Origin of the sequence: Phaeobacter sp. BS52, assembly GCF_045040595.1 — a bacterium.
In the GTDB taxonomy this organism is placed as follows: domain Bacteria; phylum Pseudomonadota; class Alphaproteobacteria; order Rhodobacterales; family Rhodobacteraceae; genus Phaeobacter; species Phaeobacter piscinae.
Genome location: NZ_CP090662.1, coordinates 17923 through 34959, shown reverse-complemented (window position 1 = coordinate 34959; position 17037 = coordinate 17923). Strand labels below are relative to the sequence as shown.

14 protein-coding genes and 3 pseudogenes are annotated in these 17037 nt (G+C 61.6%); 8 read left to right on the top strand and 9 right to left on the bottom strand.

Going from position 1 to position 17037, the window contains the following annotated elements; genetic code table 11:
* Window positions 1-39 precede the first annotated feature (39 nt).
* The 4 genes and pseudogenes from L0Z65_RS00170 (at window position 40) to L0Z65_RS00155 (ending at window position 5280) form a co-directional block, all read left to right on the top strand.
* Window positions 40-1062, top strand: a complete 1023-nt coding sequence (locus L0Z65_RS00170; RefSeq protein WP_405109622.1) for an ABC transporter substrate-binding protein — start codon at window positions 40-42, stop codon at window positions 1060-1062.
* Window positions 1063-1112: 50 nt separating this feature from the next.
* On the top strand, window positions 1113-1880 hold the full coding sequence (locus L0Z65_RS00165; protein WP_096789770.1) for an ABC transporter ATP-binding protein: 768 nt from the start codon (window positions 1113-1115) through the stop codon (window positions 1878-1880).
* Complete coding sequence (locus L0Z65_RS00160; RefSeq protein ID WP_405109619.1) at window positions 1873-2724, top strand: ABC transporter permease; 852 nt, start codon at window positions 1873-1875, stop codon at window positions 2722-2724. The genes L0Z65_RS00165 and L0Z65_RS00160 overlap by 8 nt, the downstream gene beginning before the upstream one ends.
* 338 nt (window positions 2725-3062) lie before the next feature.
* Window positions 3063-5280: pseudogene (locus tag L0Z65_RS00155) on the top strand (NADP-dependent isocitrate dehydrogenase).
* Between the two features lie 108 nt (window positions 5281-5388).
* Here the strand turns inward: L0Z65_RS00155 and L0Z65_RS00150 are convergent.
* From L0Z65_RS00150 to L0Z65_RS00140, 3 genes are all read right to left on the bottom strand, one after another.
* Window positions 5389-6087 carry a gamma-glutamyl-gamma-aminobutyrate hydrolase family protein gene (locus L0Z65_RS00150; protein ID WP_405109616.1) on the bottom strand — a complete coding sequence of 233 codons (699 nt, stop codon included), beginning with the start codon at window positions 6085-6087 and terminating at the stop codon, window positions 5389-5391.
* A complete protein-coding gene (locus tag L0Z65_RS00145; protein ID WP_405109613.1) occupies window positions 6084-7103 on the bottom strand; it encodes an amidoligase family protein in 1020 nt (339 codons plus the stop codon). Before L0Z65_RS00145 ends, L0Z65_RS00150 begins: the two co-directional genes overlap by 4 nt.
* Window positions 7104-7230: 127 nt before the next feature.
* Window positions 7231-7845, bottom strand: a complete 615-nt coding sequence (locus tag L0Z65_RS00140) for a LysE family translocator (protein WP_040182718.1) — start codon at window positions 7843-7845, stop codon at window positions 7231-7233.
* A gap of 208 nt (window positions 7846-8053) precedes the next feature.
* On the opposite strand from L0Z65_RS00140, the gene L0Z65_RS00135 reads away from it, so the two are divergent.
* Entirely contained in the window at window positions 8054-8524 is a 471-nt protein-coding gene (locus L0Z65_RS00135; protein WP_405109610.1) for a hemerythrin domain-containing protein, read from the top strand.
* 108 nt (window positions 8525-8632) lie between these two features.
* On the opposite strand, the gene L0Z65_RS00130 is transcribed toward L0Z65_RS00135, so the two are convergent.
* The 5 genes from L0Z65_RS00130 to L0Z65_RS00110 are packed head-to-tail and all read right to left on the bottom strand — an operon-like array spanning window position 8633 to window position 12705.
* Complete coding sequence (locus L0Z65_RS00130; RefSeq protein ID WP_405109607.1) at window positions 8633-9145, bottom strand: GAF domain-containing protein; 513 nt, start codon at window positions 9143-9145, stop codon at window positions 8633-8635.
* 29 nt (window positions 9146-9174) lie between these two features.
* Window positions 9175-9921, bottom strand: a complete 747-nt coding sequence (locus L0Z65_RS00125) for an ABC transporter ATP-binding protein (RefSeq protein WP_405109604.1) — start codon at window positions 9919-9921, stop codon at window positions 9175-9177.
* Window positions 9918-10763 (bottom strand): ABC transporter ATP-binding protein, encoded by an 846-nt coding sequence (locus L0Z65_RS00120; protein ID WP_405109601.1) that lies wholly within the window; start codon window positions 10761-10763, stop codon window positions 9918-9920. The genes L0Z65_RS00125 and L0Z65_RS00120 overlap by 4 nt, the downstream gene beginning before the upstream one ends.
* A complete protein-coding gene (locus L0Z65_RS00115) occupies window positions 10760-11662 on the bottom strand; it encodes an ABC transporter permease (protein ID WP_405109598.1) in 903 nt (300 codons plus the stop codon). Before L0Z65_RS00115 ends, L0Z65_RS00120 begins: the two co-directional genes overlap by 4 nt.
* Window positions 11662-12705 carry an ABC transporter permease gene (locus L0Z65_RS00110; RefSeq protein WP_102898159.1) on the bottom strand — a complete coding sequence of 348 codons (1044 nt, stop codon included), beginning with the start codon at window positions 12703-12705 and terminating at the stop codon, window positions 11662-11664. Before L0Z65_RS00110 ends, L0Z65_RS00115 begins: the two co-directional genes overlap by 1 nt.
* A 166-nt stretch (window positions 12706-12871) precedes the next feature.
* Here L0Z65_RS00110 and L0Z65_RS00105 point away from each other — a divergent pair.
* From L0Z65_RS00105 to L0Z65_RS00095, 3 genes and pseudogenes are all read left to right on the top strand, one after another.
* Window positions 12872-13490: pseudogene (locus tag L0Z65_RS00105) on the top strand (helix-turn-helix domain-containing protein).
* A gap of 78 nt (window positions 13491-13568) precedes the next feature.
* Window positions 13569-15156 (top strand): annotated as a pseudogene (locus L0Z65_RS00100) (ABC transporter substrate-binding protein).
* Between the two features lie 152 nt (window positions 15157-15308).
* Window positions 15309-16409: a M24 family metallopeptidase gene (locus tag L0Z65_RS00095; RefSeq protein WP_405109594.1), complete on the top strand. Its 1101-nt coding sequence runs from the start codon at window positions 15309-15311 to the stop codon at window positions 16407-16409.
* Between the two features lie 106 nt (window positions 16410-16515).
* Here the strand turns inward: L0Z65_RS00095 and L0Z65_RS00090 are convergent, their stop codons facing one another.
* Complete coding sequence (locus L0Z65_RS00090; protein WP_096872460.1) at window positions 16516-16923, bottom strand: response regulator transcription factor; 408 nt, start codon at window positions 16921-16923, stop codon at window positions 16516-16518.
* Between the last annotated feature and the right edge of the window lie 114 nt (window positions 16924-17037).

Genomic DNA, 17037 nt, shown 5'->3' with positions numbered 1-17037 from the left:
TGGTCCGGAACGACAATCACGAAGAGGGAGGATTAAGACATGACCCATTGGACACGCCGCCGCACGCTTGCGGCCCTTGGCAGTGCGGGCGCCGTTGCGGGGCTGGCCACACCGGCGCTGGCGAGCAAGCGGAAAATCGTACTGGGGGCATTGCGCTTCACCAGCCATTCGGCGAGCTTTATCGCGCAGGAACGTGGCTATTTCGCCGATGCCGGGCTGGATGTGGAACTGCGGTTTTTCCAGGCGGCCTCACCGATGTCGGTGGCAATTGCCTCTGGCGATGTGGACTATGCGATCACAGCGATGTCGGGTGGTCTGATCTCCCTTGCCAATCGCGGCGCGATCAAGGTGATCGGCGGCGCCCTGTCGGAAGAGCCGGGCATTGACGGACAGAAAATCCTGGTCTCCGATGCGGCCTATCAGGCGGGCATCACCAGCCCGGCGGCGCTGGAGGGCAAGAGCTTCGGCATGACCACGGCCGGATCATCCTTCCATTACATGGGGTCGCGTATGGCGGAGAAGGACGGCGTGTCGCTGTCCTTCAAGCCGCTGCAAAAAGTCGGGGCCATCATCGGCGCGCTGAAATCCGGCCAGATTGATGCCTGGTCCATCGTGCCGCATATTGCGAAACCCCTGGCGGGATCGGGTGCGGTGCATATCATTGGCGATGTGGCGGACTATCTGCCCGACTATCAGGTGACGACGGTGTTTACTTCGGCCCAGAACGCCGCAAGCGGGGAACAGCAGATGACCCGCGATTTCCTGAGCGCCTACAGCCGCGGGGTGGCCGACTACAACGCCACCATGATCGACCGGGCCAGCGGTGATGCGGGCGTCGATCAGATGGTCGATCTGATCCACAAATATGTCTATGCCGACCGCCCCCGCGACAAAGCCGCCAAGTCGATCATCAACGGCACCATGCGCCTGAACGAAGGCGCCGCGATGAACACCAAATCGCTGGCGGATCAGCTGGCCTGGTTCCAGGCGGAGAAGCTGGTGGATGCCGATATCTCGCTGGAGACAATCATCGACCCCAGCTACGTCGACAGTATCGGCTAATCCTGCGGCCGGGGCCCCTGCCCCGGCGCATCCTCTTGCGGAGCAACATCATGGATATTCGCCTGTCAGCGGTGGGTCATGCCTATGACAATGTCGCAGTGCTCAGCGACATCACGCTGGATATTCCCAGTGGCAAAATTGTCTGCATCGTCGGCCCCTCGGGCTGTGGCAAATCCACCCTCTTGCGGTTTATCGGCGGGCTGGAGCGGCCCGCGGCGGGCGAGGTGTTGCAGGTGGGGCAACCGCCGGAGGGCTGTCTCAATCCGCTGACATATGTCTTTCAGGACTTTGCCCTGCTGCCCTGGCGCACGGTCAGGGGCAATATCAGTCTGGTGCTGGAGGATCACGGCATTCGCGGCACGGCAGCGGCGCGGATCATCGACGATGTTCTGGCGCGCACCAAGCTAAGCGAATTTGCCGGGGCGCTGCCCAAGCAGCTGTCGGGTGGTATGAAGCAGCGGGTGGCGATTGCGCGGGCGCTGGCGGTGAACCCGGCAGTGATGCTGATGGATGAGCCGCTGTCGGCACTGGACAGTCAAACCCGTGAATTGCTGATGGATGATCTGGTGGCGCTGTGGACACGCACGCCATTCACTGCGGTCTATGTCACCCATAACCTGGCCGAAGCGGTGCGGCTGGGCCATGCTATCGTGGTGCTGTCCCGCCGCCCCGGCCAGATCCGCGAGATCGTGCATCTGGACACACCGTTGGCCGAACGCGCGTTTGGCGATGCGGATCTTGAACAGAAACAGAAATACCTGTGGCAGCTGATGCGTGACGAGGCGCGGGCGGCAGATGCGGAGCTGATGAATGTCTGACACCCGGATGGCCACACTCCCGCCTGTCTCCAGCACGGAACCGCACCACCAGCATGCGCCGGTGCGCCCAGTGCAGTTTCGCGGCGGCGGCTTTGCGCCGCGCGGCGCCCGCTGGGTGGGCGCTCTCGTCTTTGTCCTGTTGCTGGTGCTGGCGGAACTGGGCACCCGTCAGGGCTGGATCTCCAAGCTGACCCTGCCGCGCCCAAGTGACGTGCTGGCCACATTGGGGGAGCTTTATGCCTCCGGCCTGCTATGGACCCATGTCAGTGTCTCGCTGTCGCGGCTGGTGGTTGGCGCCGCCCTTGGGGCCAGTGTCGGCATTGGGGTCGGGTTGATGATCGGGCTGTTTTCCTATGTCCGCGCAGGGCTGGTGCCACTGGTGGCTGCGCTGTTCCCGATCCCGAAAATCGCACTGCTGCCGCTGTTTGTGATCTGGTTCGGCATTGATGAGGGGTCAAAATATGCGCTGATCGCCTTTGGCACGTTCACCCCCACCGTGGTGGCAACCTATGGCGCTGTGGACAATGTGGACCGGTCGCTGATCCGCATGGGGCAGAGTTTTAACCTGTCGTGGCTGTCGATTGTGCGCAAGATCGTGCTGCCGGGTGCGATGCCGGGTATCCTGTCCGGACTGCGCATCAGCCTGGCGATTGCCATTATCCTGCTGGTGGCCGCTGAAATGCTGGGCGCGGAACATGGCATCGGCGCGTATATTCTGGAGGCCGGATCGCTCTATGATCTGGAACGGTTGTTTGCCGGGGTTGCGATCCTGTCGGTGCTCGGCGTGGTGGTCAGCAGCCTGATCGGCCTGATCGAACGCCGCCTGCTGCGCTGGCGCAGCTGAGCAGAGTCCCCGTTTTCGAGTCGCAGCAGGCGGGCCCCGCTGCGGCTCTAAAACCGGAAAAACTGCCACTATAGGCGGCAAAACACCCCAATAATCTCAAAAGCGCGGCAATCTGCACCCTACAAAGGCGCTGCTGGCAATTGCGCCCGCGCGCCAGCTGATTTACACGGGGGGCCATATGAATGGCTGTTGTCCTTGCGGGCCGCCGGTCTGTCAGAGCAGATCTGACACAGAATGACCGCCCCCGCGTCCAAGCTGGACCGCAGCACCCCGTCCATCCGGTGCAGCGCCAACCGCTCACCCAAGTTTCCGATATCGCTGAAAAAAGGTTGTGGAATATGGCAGAAAATTCGACCCCCGACATTTTGTATACCATCGTAGACGAAGCCCCCGAGCTGGCCAGCGCCTCGCTGCTGCCGATCATCCGCAGCTTTGCCGCGGCGGCAGGCGTCTCCGTCGGGACCAAGGACATTTCGCTGGCAGGCCGTATCCTTGCGACCTTCCCCGAAGCGCTGAGCGACACCCAGCGCCAGAGCAATGATCTGGCCGAACTGGGCCAACTGGTGAAAACGCCTGACGCCAATGTCATCAAGCTGCCGAATATCTCGGCCTCTGTACCGCAGCTGACCGCCGCGATTGCCGAATTGCAGGCGCAGGGGTTTGGCATTCCCGACTACCCGGCAGATCCGGCAACCGATGCGGAAAAAGAGATCCGCGCGCGCTATGACACCATCAAGGGGTCGGCTGTGAACCCGGTGCTGCGCGAAGGCAACTCTGACCGTCGCGCCGCCAAAGCGGTGAAAAACTTCGCCCAGAACAACCCGCATTCGATGGGCAAATGGTCCGCAGACAGCAAGACCAAAGTGTCGTCGATGCCGGGCAATGATTTCTATGCCAACGAAGTCTCCGCCACCATCTCTGCCGCACAGGCGGGTACCGCGAAGATCGAATTCGTCGGCAAGGACGGTGCGGTCACCGTGCTGAAGGACAGCTGGCCGCTGGAAGAAGGCACCGTTGCTGATGCCACATTCATGTCGGCCAAGGCGCTGTCTTCCTTCCTGAAGGGCGCGATTGAAGACACCAAAGCCGACGGCACCATGTTCTCGCTGCACATGAAAGCCACCATGATGAAGGTCTCTGACCCGATCATCTTCGGCCACGCGGTGAAGGCATGGCTGGGTCCGGTCTGGGACAAATACGGCGCTGAAATCGAAGCGGCAGGCGGCTCTGCCAATTCCGGCCTTGGCGCGGTTCTGGCGACCATTGATGGCCTGCCCAATGCGGATGCCATCAAGGCTGAGATCGCCGCATTGGACCGTCCGTCCATGTATATGGTCGACAGTGACAAGGGCATCACCAACCTGCATGTGCCGTCCGATGTGATCATCGACGCCTCCATGCCAGCGGTGATCCGCGCCGAGCGGCAAGGGCTGGGACGAAGCGGGCAACAAGGGCGACACCAACTGCGTCATCCCCGACCGCTGCTATTCCACCGTCTACGACGAGAGCATCAACTTCTTCAAAGCCAATGGCGCGCTGGATGTGACCACCGCAGGCTCCGTCGCCAATGTTGGCCTGATGGCGCAGAAGGCCGAGGAATACGGCTCCCACCCGACCACCTTTGAAGCACCTGCCGATGGCACCATCCGCATCGTGCTGGCCAACGGCGAGACGCTGCATTCACACGAGGTTGAGGAAGGCGATATCTGGCGCTCCTGCACCGTGAAGAAAGCCCCGATCGAGAACTGGATCGAACTGGCGATGGACCGTCAGCGTCTGACCGGTTCCGAGGCGATCTTCTGGCTGGACGAAAACCGCGCCCATGACGCTGAGCTGATCAAATATGTGAAGCCCGCACTGGATGCGGCTGGCAAATCCGACCTGTTCCAGATCATGGCCCCGCGTGAGGCGACCGCCCAGTCGCTGAAGACCATCACCGCAGGCAAGGACAGCATCGCCATCACCGGCAATGTGCTGCGCGACTATCTGACCGACCTGTTCCCGATCCTGGAACTGGGCACCTCGGCCAAGATGCTGTCGATTGTGAAACTGATGAACGGTGGCGGGTTGTTTGAAACCGGGGCTGGTGGCTCTGCGCCCAAGCACGTGCAGCAGCTGGTGGAAGAAAACCACCTGCGCTGGGACTCCATGGGTGAGTTCTGCGCCTTGGGTGAATCGCTGAACTTCCTCGCCGACAGCAAGGGCAACGCCAAGGCGGGCGTGCTGGGTGCCGCCGCCGAGGCTGCGACACAGGGCATTCTGGACCACAACCGCTCGCCCTCGCGCAAGGTGGGTGAGCCGGACAACCGCGCCAGCCACTACTGGTTCGCCCGTTACTGGGCCGAGGCGCTGGCCGCACAGGGGGATGACGCCGAGCTGGCCGCGCATTTCGCGCCCATCGCCGCGGAACTGGCCGCCAAGGAAGAGGCGATCCTTGCCGAACTGGCAGAGGTGCAAGGTCAGGCTGCGGATCTGGGCGGTTATTTCCACACCGATCCGGTGAAAACCGCCGCTGTCATGCGCCCCAGCGCCACGCTGAACGGCATCATCGGCTGATCACGCGGCTGCGTGACCGGGCGATATACTGCCCCTAAACCATAAAAAACGCCCGGAGCGATCCGGGCGTTTTCTTTTGTGACTAGGTTGTTAAGCCCGTGTCAGACATCAGCCCGCGCAGCGCATCTGATCTTCGGGTGTATCCCGTTTGGATCTGGCGGCAGCAACCAAGGCGCGAAACAAATTGAGATGTGCCGCGCGGTAGAACAGATGCTCAGGGTGCCACTGCACACCAATCGCAAAACGCCGCCCCGGATCCTCAACCGCCTGCACCATGCCGGACTGATCGCGCCCGGTGACCCGCAGCCCCTGCCCCAGGTCGCTGACGGACTGGCTGTGCAATGCGTTGACTTTGAGCCTGGGCACGCCCAACACCCGGCGCAACACGCTGTTGTTGGCAATGGTGACCTCTTTGCGAGGCAGAACCGTTTTGTAATTCTGCTGACCATAGAAGGCGTAGGCGTCCTGATAGAGTCGCCCGCCACGCGCCACGTTCAACATCTGCGCGCCGCGACAGATCCCCAAGAGGGGTACATCCTGGCGCGTCGCCTCGCGCACGATGGCTGCCTCCAGCGCGTCGCGGTCAGGATCCAGCCGGACCTCAGGCATGATCTGACCATCATACAGTGTTGGCGCAATGTCATCACCTCCGCCAATGACCACGGCATCTACCGTGGAGAGATCCGCCTCACGGTTGCTTTGCCAGCGGACCGCACGGCCACCTGACAGCCAGATATTGAGAGCCATCAGCGGAAAAATCCGCCATCCGCTGCGGCGCGAGACTGTTACGGCAATCCTCGGTTTCATGCGATGCCCTCCCGGTCGGCAACGCCGAGGATATCTGCCGCGTGTTTGGCCCATTCCCGGCTCATCAACTGTTCGCTGCGCGGTCGCGCCTGCCAGCCCTCAATCAGAGCTTTCAGCCGCCCATCGCGGGCGATCTGTTCTACCTCGGCCCAGCGGTTCCACTCACGGGTGATCGACCAGTCGGGATCCCCCAGACGGCAATCAGGCAATCTGTAATGGTAGGCAGGCCGCGCGGCGGTTTTGTCTCCCTCTCCTAAGGCTGCACGCACGCGATCCGGGGCATAATCCGCAAGCAGCGGCAGCAAATCCAGCGCGTGATTGCGATCGGCGGCTTGTTCAAGATAGAGGCGGAGAAGGTCGTCCATGGTCTGCGGAGGGGACGCACATAGCGCGTCTACCAAGGCCTTGGGATAGGGCGCGATGAACGGCTGCACACGGCGCGACAGGTCGATCCCCGGCATTCGGCGTAACAGCGGCTCCAGCAGCGCAAAGGACGTCAGCACCGGCCCGATATGCGCAGCCGTCATATCGGCGACTTCCACGTTGAGATGCACGCCAAAGCCGTTCAGCACACCGTCCTGCGTACCCGTGGCCCCGGCCTCTGCCAATCTGACGCACAGCTGATCCAGCTGCGACAGCTGCGACTGTTTCAGCGGCGGGGTGACAATTTCGACCGGGATCAACGGTTCCGCCATGGCGACCAGCATTTTGCCGAGGCCCGGTTTGCTGCGATAACGGCTGTCGAGATAGACCTCTACATTGCCCAGCGCCGTAGCTTTGACATGAGGGTTTGGCCCGTCCGCGCGATCCTGCGCTCGGATCTCGCCGCCAAGCTCACGCTGCACGATTTTTTGAGCGTGCGTAACGGACAGGCCGCCGAACTCAATCTCGACGCCCACCTTGCGGGCCGCTGCAGATCCGCGCGCCTGCGGCTCCTGCGGCAGGGGGGCTGCGATCACGTCCGATGCGCCACCAGCGGCACAGCCCACCCCGCCTTTCAACTCGCTTTCACCCATGTTTGGCTCCGTTGTCGCTCTCTGGCTCAACGTCACCGCTCTGAAAATGTTCCGGATTGCGCCATGTGCCCCGACCGGCGCGGTCTCCCTATGCGACCCTACCGGGACGGCTGACGGCGCCGCCACCTCACAGCAGCAACATCCACAAAGCAACACCGGCCAGCAAAAGCGCAAATCCCCGGTTGAGTTGCCGTGCGCGCAGATCGCGGGAAAACTGTCGCGCCAGCCCGTCGCCGATCCAGGTCCAGATCGAGAATGCCACCAGATTGTTGAGAGTGAAAATCAGCGTGATGGCCAGCACCGGCGCCAGCGCGTCCCTACCAAGGCTCACCGCCCCCGGAGGTGTGAGAAACTGGCTGAACATCACTGTGATAATCACATAGGCTTTGGGATTGAGCAGCAGCAGGACGACACCATCTCGAAAGCGGGCCGGACGGGCCTGAAGCTCCGCCTGCAGCCCACCGGCGCGCCAAAGACCCCATGCGATCCACAGCACATACCCCGCGCCTGCCATCTTCAGCCAGGTGAACGCCTCCTGCGCCACCGCCTGAGCCGCCAATGCGCCGGATCCAATCAGCAGCGTCACCGCAGCCGTGGCGATATGGTAACCCGTTGTCGCAGGCAAGGTCGCGCGAAAGCCAAACCGCGCACCATTGGCCGCAAAAAACAGATTGCCCGGTCCGGGGCTATAGGCGAGCGGGAACAAAAACAACAACAGCGCCAATACCATATCCAGTGTCATCTTTGTGGGTCCTCTGCCAGCCTGCCGACCCCAAATAGGGCAAACCCTGCAGCGCGCGCGACCCGGAACCTGCGCAATCCTGCGGCGCGATTGACCGCATCAGGAACACTCTGCCCGATTGCGGCGTTTGTTCATCAGAGAGCCGCCGGACCTTGCCCCGGCAAGGCCGCCGCGCCGTTCAACTGATCCCGCCAGACTGGAGCTTCCAATGCCGACAATTTACGATGCGATTAAGGACGACCACGACACCCACCGCAAACTGCTGACCTCCATTCAAGACAGCAAGGTCGAGGCGCGTGGAGCCCTGTGGAAACGGTTTTACGAAGACGTCAAAAGCCACGCGGCCGCTGAAGAAGAGACGTTCTATTCCAAACTGATCAGCCAAACCTGGGGTCAGGACGCGGCCCGCCATTCCGTACATGAGCATCAGCAGCTTGATGATCTGATGGAGGAGCTGAATGTGATGAAGATGTCCTCCGACCTCTGGATGAGCAAATTCGAACAGCTGAAGCATGAGTACGAGCATCACATGGATGAGGAAGAAAACGAGGTCTTCACCCGCGCCAAAGAGGTGATTTCTGACGAGGATCTTGAGGGCTACGGTAGCCGCTTCCAACAGCGCAAGGACGAGGAACGCGGATTGATCGACGAGAAACGCGAAGACAGTCTGGAAGACTGACCCGCCGACCGGGAATCCGCTTCCTGCACACCGCGCGTATGGGACAACAGACCATAGAGGGGCCGTCGGCGCGCGGCCTCTTTTTTCGTTTGCTGCGCGGGGGAGAGATTACAGCTGCCGGGCCAAGGCCAGCGTCGCCATTGCAGGCAGGGTCAACAGGGCCTTTGCCGCTTCCACCCGTGCTTCTGTGTAATACCCCGGCTCATGCAGAATATTGATGGTCGCGGCAAGTTCGCCCCCGATCAGCACCGGCAGGTTGATCACCGATCCACAGCCCAGTGCCCCGATCAGCTCCGCATCTGGGAAGACCTGATCGATCTCTTCCAGCGTATTGGCAACAAAACAGCGGTGCTGGCCATGGACGATCTCGAACCAGTCGTTCAGCTCAATTGGCTTGGTGCCGGAGGTCGGATAGTTCTCGGGATCATCGGTATAGGTGCGGCAGGCCAGCATGGTTGCCATATCCACCGTCATCACCGTGAACAGCTTGGCCCCAACCGTGGCCTTGGTCAGCGCGCAGAGGGCGTCATAGGCCGCCTCGGCGCCGGTGGCAGCAGCGAGCGTGTCGGTGAACTGGCGCAGCGCCTCTGCAATATCTTCCGGCAGTCTGTCGTCGGGCATTCGGGTCGATCCCTTCTCTCGGGTTGGTGTCACGCGCACGGCTCCGCGCCACCGCTGGCGGCATAAAGTTGCTGCGTATAGGCATCGCTGAAGGCACCGTCATGCAGCGCCTCTGCCGGGGCGATCTCAACAATACGCCCCTTGTTCATCACAGCCATTCGCTCACACATGAAGCTGACGACCGGCAAGTTGTGCGTGACCATCAGATAGGTCAGCCCCTGATCGCGGCGCAGCGTCTTCAGCAGGTTCAGGATTTCCGCCTGTACCGAGACATCCAGCGCCGAGGTCGGCTCATCCAGCAGCATCACCTTGGGATCCAGCATCAGGGCGCGCGCGATGGCGACCCGCTGACGCTGCCCCCCAGACAGCTGATGCGGATAGCGGAACCGGAACCGCTGATCGAGGCCAACTGCCGCCAGCATCTCTGCGACGCGGGCGTCGCGCGCCCCGATCCCATGCACCCGCAAGGGCTCCCGCAGCACCCAGTCGACCGGTTTGCGCGGGTGCAATGAGCCATAGGGATCCTGAAACACCATCTGGCAGGTTCGCGAAAACGCGCGGTCAATGCCGTGGCTGCGTGGCTGGCCCAGCACCGAAATGTCCCCTGTCCAATCAGGGGCGAGCCCCGCGATGGCCTTCAGCACGGTGGATTTTCCGGAACCGCTTTCCCCCACCAGGGCAAAGCTTTCCCCTTCGGCGACGTCGAAACTGACGTCCCGCACCACCTTGGTGTCGCCATAAGAAATATCGAGGTTTCGCAGAGAGATCGCGGTCATGTGCCACTCCAGCCTTGTCGGTCGAGCACCGGCAGCGTGTCGCGGGTCTCTTTCATCCGGGGCACCGCCGCCAGCAGCCCTTGGGTGTAGGGGTGGCTGGCCTTATGCAGGTCCGCGGCGGCGCAGCTCTCCACCACGCGGCCGGCATTCATCACCATGATCCGGTCACAATAGCGCGCCACCAGATCGAGGTCATGGCTGATCAGGATGAGGCCCATCCCCTTGTCGCGCACCAGATCATCAATCAGATCCAGCACCTGCGCCTGCACCGACACATCCAGTGCCGAGGTGGGTTCATCCGCGATCAACAGATCCGGGCGCGGGATCAGCATCATTGCGATCATCACCCGCTGCCCCATGCCACCGGACACCTGATGCGGATACATCTGGGCGACGGCCTCCGGGTCATTGATGCGCACCGCCTCCAGCATCTCCAGCACGCGGGCGCGGGTGTCACGGCGGTTCAGCCGCTCGTGAACATCCAGCGCCTCAGCGATTTGTGCACCGATGGTCATCACCGGATTAAGTGAGAATTTCGGGTCCTGCATGATCATCGAAATCCGTGCGCCGCGCACGCCGCGCATCTGGCGCTCGCTCAGGGTTTGCAGGTCCTGCCCCTCCAGCGTCAGCCGATCCGCCGTCATCCGACCCGGATTGCGGATCAGCCGCAGGATGGCGCGACCGGTCATGGATTTGCCGGAACCACTCTCGCCCACGATACCAAGGCGTTCGCGGCCAAGGGTCAGGCTTAACCCCTTGACCACCTCAACCCGGCCCTTGGGGGTTGGAAAACTGACACGGAGGTTTTCCAGCTCCAGCAGTGGCGCGCGCGCATCGCTCATGATTTGCCCCCCTGTTTCGGGTCCAGCACATCACGCAAGCCATCGCCAAGGAAACAAAAGCCGAGGCTGACCACGATGATCGCGATACCGGGCATGGTCGCGACCCACCACTGGTCCAGAATAAACACCCGCCCGCGCGAAATCATCGCGCCCCATTCCGGCAGCGGCGGCTGCGCGCCGAGGCCCAGAAAGCCAAGCCCTGCCGCTGTCAGAATGATTCCCGCCATGTCCAGCGTCACCCGCACAATCATCGAAGACGTACACAGTGGCAGCACATGCTGCAGGATAACGCGGCTGTGCGAGGCCCCCAGTAGGCGGGTGGCCGCAATGAATTCTGCGTTTCGGAAGGTCAGCGTTTCGGCCCGTGCAATGCGGGCATAGGCGGGCCACGCGGTGATGGCGATGGCAATGATCGCGTTTTCGATCCCCGGCCCCAGCGCCGCAACGAAGGCCAGCGCCAGAATAAGCTTGGGCATTGACAGGAACACATCGGTGATCCCCATCAGGATCCGGTCGGTCCAGCCCCCGAAGTAGCCCGAAACCGCCCCGATGATCAGCCCCAGCGGCGCCGAAATCACCGCCACCAGAGCGACAATCATCAGCGTGATGCGCGCGCCGTACACCACGCGGGAAAAGATATCGCGCCCCAGCTCATCCGTGCCCATCCAATTGGCCCAGGAGGGCGGCAACAGACGGGAGGTCAGGTCCTGCCCCACCGGGCTTTGCGGCGCGATCCAGGGCGCAAAAGCCGCTGCAAGGATAAGGACGGTGATGATCACAGCCCCCAGCACCGCCAGCGGGTTGCGCATCAGCGCAAGGATCATGCGATAGGCGCGCCCTGCGGTGGCCTGGGTCCGTGTGGCGGGCGAGTCGTCCAGCAACCAGTCGCGGCTCAGCATCACAGGCTCCTTGGGTCGAGAACCCGGTACAGCACATCCGAGATCTTGTTGATGAAGATGAAGACCGCGCCGATCACCAGTGTTGAGCCAAGGACGGCATTCATATCCGCATTGAGCAGCGCCACAGTGAGGTAATTGCCGATGCCGGGCCAGCTGAACACCGTTTCAATCATCACCGAACCTTCCAGCAGCGCCGCATAGGAAAGGCCAATCACCGTGATCAACGGCACCCGAATTGGTTTGAATCCATGCACCCAGATCACCTTCCATTCCGGCACGCCTTTGACGCGGGCAGTGGTGATGAATTCCTGGCTCAGCTGGTCCAGCATGAAACTGCGGGTCATCCGGGCGATATAAGCGAGGCTGAAAAAGCCGAGGATGGCCGCAGGCAACACCAGATGCGAAAGCGCGTTCCAGAACACCTCTGTGTCGCCAACCAGCAGGCTGTCGACCAGCAACAGGCCTGTGACCGGATCAATCAACCCATCATAAAAGATGTCGACCCGCCCCGGCCCGGCGACCCAGCCCAGACCCGCGTAGAACACCGCCAGACCAACCAGCCCCAGCCAAAACGCGGGCACCGAATAGCCCAGAAGCGCAAAGACCCGGATGATCTGATCGACCCAGGTGCCCTGCCGCGCGGCAGCCCAGACACCCATGGGAACCCCCATCAGCACACCAATGATGATGCCGAGCGTGGCCATTTCCAGCGTGGCGGGAAACACCCGCGCAAGATCGGACACGACGGGCCGGTTGGTGGAAACGGAACGCCCCAAATCGCCCTGAAAGACGTCCGCCACATAGGCGAAAAACTGCACCACCAGCGGACGATCCAATCCCATGGCAACCCGCGCCGCCTCGTATTGGTCCTGCGTGGCGCGATCTCCGACCACTGACAGAACCGGGTCAATCGGCACCACACGGCCAATAAAAAACGTGATTGCCAGAAGGCCGAGAAAGGTCAGCGTCGACACGATGGCAAAGCCCGCAAGCCCTCGTCCCCAGCGCAGAACTGCGCGTCTCGTTGTTCCTGTGCTGGTCAAGATACCCTGCCCTTTCACATAGCCGAAGCCGACGGTTCACGACCGCAGACACACCGGCACCTTGCCTACGGGCATAAATATTTTTTTCCGCAAAAGCAAAATTTTTTTGCTTCACAATAATTTTTTTCCTAAGCTGATTAAAAGCCATCCAGAATGAGAGCCGCCGATGCCCCAGACCACCGCCCCCCAGAAAACGGCGAAGACCCGCAGCAGCGCAGGCCCGATGCTGGGCGCGTTGATCCGCAAGCGGCGCAAGCAGATGGGGCTGACGCTTCAGGCGCTTTGTGATGTGTCCGGCGTCTCAGTGGGCTATCTGAGCCAGGTGGAGCGCGACAATGCCACCCCAACGCTGGGCACGCTGGCACAGATCGCGTCAGCGCTGGAGGTGGGGCTGGAGTATTTCATCGCCACGCCGAAACCCTCGGACGCGGTGACGCGGGCGATGACGCGGACGCAATTCTCGCTGGCGGGCTCCTCCATTACCTATGAGGCGCTTGGCGCACAGTTTCCGGGCGCGGAGCTGTCCAGTTATATCCTGCATGTGCCGCCCGGATATGTCTCTGAGGAGGTCAGCCACGAGGGCGAAGAGATGCTCTATGTGCTGGAGGGGGAGATTGATCAATCGCTGGATGGGCAGGTGTTCCGTCTGCGGGTTGGGGACAGCCTGCACTACAGCGGCCTGACCTCCCATTCCTGGAGCAATCCCACCGACCAGCTGAGCGCGGTTGTTGTGGACCGGCACACTCAGCGTTTTGCACAGCACCAACACCCCCAACCTGCCCTGACCGGGCAGCTGCGGCAGGCCGGTCCTGCGGGGGCGGTCGTGGCCGATGGATACCAATGAACCAAACAGGGAGACTGACATGAACCTCGTGAAATCCGCCTTGCTGGCCAGCGTGATCGCGCTGCCTCTGGCGAGCGGCGCTATCGCTGACACGCCCGCCAATGCGCTGATCGTGGCGCAGAATATTGACGATATCGTCGCCATTGACCCCGCTCAGGCCTATGAGTTCACCTCTGGTGAGCTGGTGACCAACCTCTACGACCGGCTGGTGCAATATGACGCCGAGGATCCCACCGTTCTGGCACCGGGCCTTGCCAGCGCCTGGGACGTCGACGCGGAGGCCAAGACCATCCGCTTCGCTCTGCGCGACGATGCGGTGTTCCACTCCGGCAACCCGGTGCGCGGTGAGGATGTGGTGTTCTCACTGGCGCGGGTGATCAAATTGAACCTGACCCCGGCCTTCATCCTGGCGCAACTGGGCTGGACCGCCGAGAATGTCGATCAGATGATCACCACCGATGGCAACAACGTCACTATCAAATACGAAGGGGAGTTTTCCCCCGCCTTTGTGATGAACGTGCTGGCGGCCCGCCCCGCTTCGGTGGTGGATAAAGAGGTGGTGATGGCCAATGCCGTGGACGGCGACATGGGCAATGGCTGGCTGAATGAAAACGCCGCTCGACTCCGGCCCGTTCAAGCTGCAGGGCTATCGTCCGGCGCAGATGGTCCGGTTGGCCGCCAATGCGGATTATTTCAAGGGCGCACCCAAGATGGAAAGCGTCATCATCCGCCACGTGGCCGAAGCCGCCACGCAGGAGCTGCTGCTCGAATCCGGCGATATCGACATGGCCCGCAACCTGACACCCGATCAGATCCGTGGCTTTGACAGCGACGCCATCAAGGTGGAGACCTACCCGCAGGCGGCGGTGCATTTCCTGTCCTTCAACCAGAAAACCGACAGCCTGACCGACCCCGCTGTCTGGGAGGCTGCCCGCTATCTGGTGGATTACAAGGGCATGACCGACACCATCATCAACGGCCAGATGGAGATCCATCAGGCGTTCTGGCCCAAAGGCTTCCCCGGTTCCTACGACGACACACCATTCCGCTATGACCCGGAACGCGCAAAATCCATCCTCAGCGAGGCCGGGATCGAGACCCCGATCACCGTGTCACTGGATGTGATCAATGCGGCCCCCTTCACCGATATGGCGCAGTCCTTGCAGGCCAGCTTTGCCGATGCGGGGATCAACTTTGAAATCCTGCCCGGCACCGGCAGCCAGGTGATCACCAAATACCGTGAGCGCAGCCATGAGGCGATGCTGCTCTATTGGGGCCCGGATTTCATGGACCCGCATTCCAATGCCAAGGCTTTCGCCTATAACTCCGACAACTCGGACGACAACTATGCGGCCACCACCACATGGCGCAATGCCTGGGCTGTACCGGACGCGATGAACGCCAAGACCAAGGCTGCCCTCACCGAGGCGGATCCTGAAAAACGGCTGGAGATGTACCGTGAATTGCAGGCCGAGGTGCAGAAAACCTCTCCCATCGTGATCATGTTCCAGGCCGCCTATCAGGTGGCAATGGATGCGGATGTCTCTGGCTATGTGAATGGCGCGACCTCCGATTTTGTCTTCTACCGTCTGGTGGAAAAGAACTGATCCCCCGGCGCCACTAGGCGCTTTCGCCTGCTCCCCTTATCCGGGGGCGGGCATCTGGGGCTTAGCGCTGACATGAGCTAAGCCCTTCTTTTCATCTTCCGGACCGATCTCCCGCCACCGGTGGGGCCGCCCGCGCTACAGGACATATGACCATGACCACGCCCCCCTATGCAGACCGGCTGACCCGGCTGCGCCACCGCATGACTGAGACCGCCACCGATCTGGTGGTGCTTGGCCCCTCCAGCCATATGATGTGGCTGTCAGGTGTGAACCCCCATGGCGACGAGCGGCCCGTGCTGCTGATGGTCAGCCAGAGCCACGCGGGCTTTCTGATGCCGGGGTTGAACGCCGATGCGGCGCGCACATCCACCGATCTGCCATTTTGCTGCTGGTCGGATGATGACGGGCCGGATGCCGCGCTTACCGCGCTGCTCAATGACTGCGGCGCCACGGCTGCTGGCCTGTCGGTGGTGCTGGATGAAACCATGCGCGCTGATTTTGCGCTGCGGGTTCTGGACGCGATGGACGCGCCAAAGCGGCGCTTTACCGATGATACCGTAGGCCTGTTGCGGGCGATGAAGGATACCGCTGAATATGATGCGCTGAAGGCTGCACATCTGTTGAATGATGCCGCCGTGACCGAGGCGTTTTCCCGCCTTGAAGAGGGTATGAGCGAGCTGGATGTGCAAGCGATCCTGCATGCCCATTACAAGGCCCACGGCGCCAGCGCGGAATTCACCATCGTCGGTTTTGGTGCCAATGGCGCCTTCCCGCATCACCACACCGGCGACACCAAGCTGACCCGCAACATGGCGGTGTTGATCGACACCGGGTGCCGGTTGAACGGCTACCCCTCGGACATGACCCGCTGCGGCTGGTTCGGCACGCCGGAGGCCGAATATGAGCAGGTGTTTGAGGTGGTCGAAGCCGCAGTAAAAGCCGCAGTCCAAGCCGCGAAACCCGGCGTGCGCGCCAGCGAGGTCGACCGTGCCGCACGTGAGACAATTGCTGCCGCCGGATATGGTCCGCAGTTCCTGCACCGCACCGGCCACGGGCTGGGTATTGATGTACATGAACCGCCTTATATCACCGCCACCTCTGATGTTGAGCTGCGCGCAGGCAATGTGTTCTCGATCGAACCGGGGATCTACCTCAAAGACCGGTTTGGCGTGCGGCTGGAAGAGATTGTGATCCTGCGCGAAACCGGTGCCGAGATCCTGTCGGAGATGCCGCGCGACATGCAACGGCGCTAATACCCGATCATCTACCAAAAAATGAGGTGCATCCCGCATCCGGGCTGCGCCTTTTCTTATCCCCCCAGCATCCAGATTACCCCCTAAAACAGCCGCTGGAAATTGATCAGGTCGGGCGCTCCAACAGCTGATTGATAAGGATCAGCAGCTCTGCCGGTTCAAATGGTTTCGTTAGCGTCGCCGTCGCGCCAAGATCCTTGGACGTGACTAGCAGCTGCTCCAGCCCCCGGCGCTGCGTGGCCCCGGACATCGCAATAATCGGCGGAATTTTATGCCCGTCGCGGGCAAGCCCTTGCAGGAAGGAAATAACCATCACACCACCATCCGGTATGGCGCGGTTGTTTTTCTTTACGATCAGATCGGTGATGACCAAGTCAAAGTCATATTCCTTGTACTGGGCAATCGTCTCCGTCGCGTCCTCGCAGATGATGGGGAAATGACCGGCCTGCTCCAGAGAGACCTGCAACAGGCTGGCAAAGATCTCATCATCCTCCAGAACCAGTATGTTGGCCATATCCGTCGCTCCTCCGCAGCATTGCGATACTGCCCTTAACCAGACATGGACGCGCTGCTATTTTTCCCGCAAACCTTTTACCCGGCGTTCGGGGCGTGATCAATTGCTGAGCGA

Bases quoted from the DNA above. Each gene is read 5' to 3' on its own strand.
- L0Z65_RS00170 (WP_405109622.1), top strand. From the start codon at position 40: ATGACCCATTGGACACGCCGCCGCACGCTTGCGGCCCTTGGCAGTGCG.
- L0Z65_RS00165 (WP_096789770.1), top strand. From the start codon at position 1,113: ATGGATATTCGCCTGTCAGCGGTGGGTCATGCCTATGACAATGTCGCA.
- L0Z65_RS00160 (WP_405109619.1), top strand. From the start codon at position 1,873: ATGTCTGACACCCGGATGGCCACACTCCCGCCTGTCTCCAGCACGGAA.
- L0Z65_RS00150 (WP_405109616.1), bottom strand. From the start codon at position 6,087: ATGAAACCGAGGATTGCCGTAACAGTCTCGCGCCGCAGCGGATGGCGG.
- L0Z65_RS00145 (WP_405109613.1), bottom strand. From the start codon at position 7,103: ATGGGTGAAAGCGAGTTGAAAGGCGGGGTGGGCTGTGCCGCTGGTGGC.
- L0Z65_RS00140 (WP_040182718.1), bottom strand. From the start codon at position 7,845: ATGACACTGGATATGGTATTGGCGCTGTTGTTGTTTTTGTTCCCGCTC.
- L0Z65_RS00135 (WP_405109610.1), top strand. From the start codon at position 8,054: ATGCCGACAATTTACGATGCGATTAAGGACGACCACGACACCCACCGC.
- L0Z65_RS00130 (WP_405109607.1), bottom strand. From the start codon at position 9,145: ATGCCCGACGACAGACTGCCGGAAGATATTGCAGAGGCGCTGCGCCAG.
- L0Z65_RS00125 (WP_405109604.1), bottom strand. From the start codon at position 9,921: ATGACCGCGATCTCTCTGCGAAACCTCGATATTTCTTATGGCGACACC.
- L0Z65_RS00120 (WP_405109601.1), bottom strand. From the start codon at position 10,763: ATGAGCGATGCGCGCGCGCCACTGCTGGAGCTGGAAAACCTCCGTGTC.
- L0Z65_RS00115 (WP_405109598.1), bottom strand. From the start codon at position 11,662: ATGCTGAGCCGCGACTGGTTGCTGGACGACTCGCCCGCCACACGGACC.
- L0Z65_RS00095 (WP_405109594.1), top strand. From the start codon at position 15,309: ATGACCACGCCCCCCTATGCAGACCGGCTGACCCGGCTGCGCCACCGC.
- L0Z65_RS00090 (WP_096872460.1), bottom strand. From the start codon at position 16,923: ATGGCCAACATACTGGTTCTGGAGGATGATGAGATCTTTGCCAGCCTG.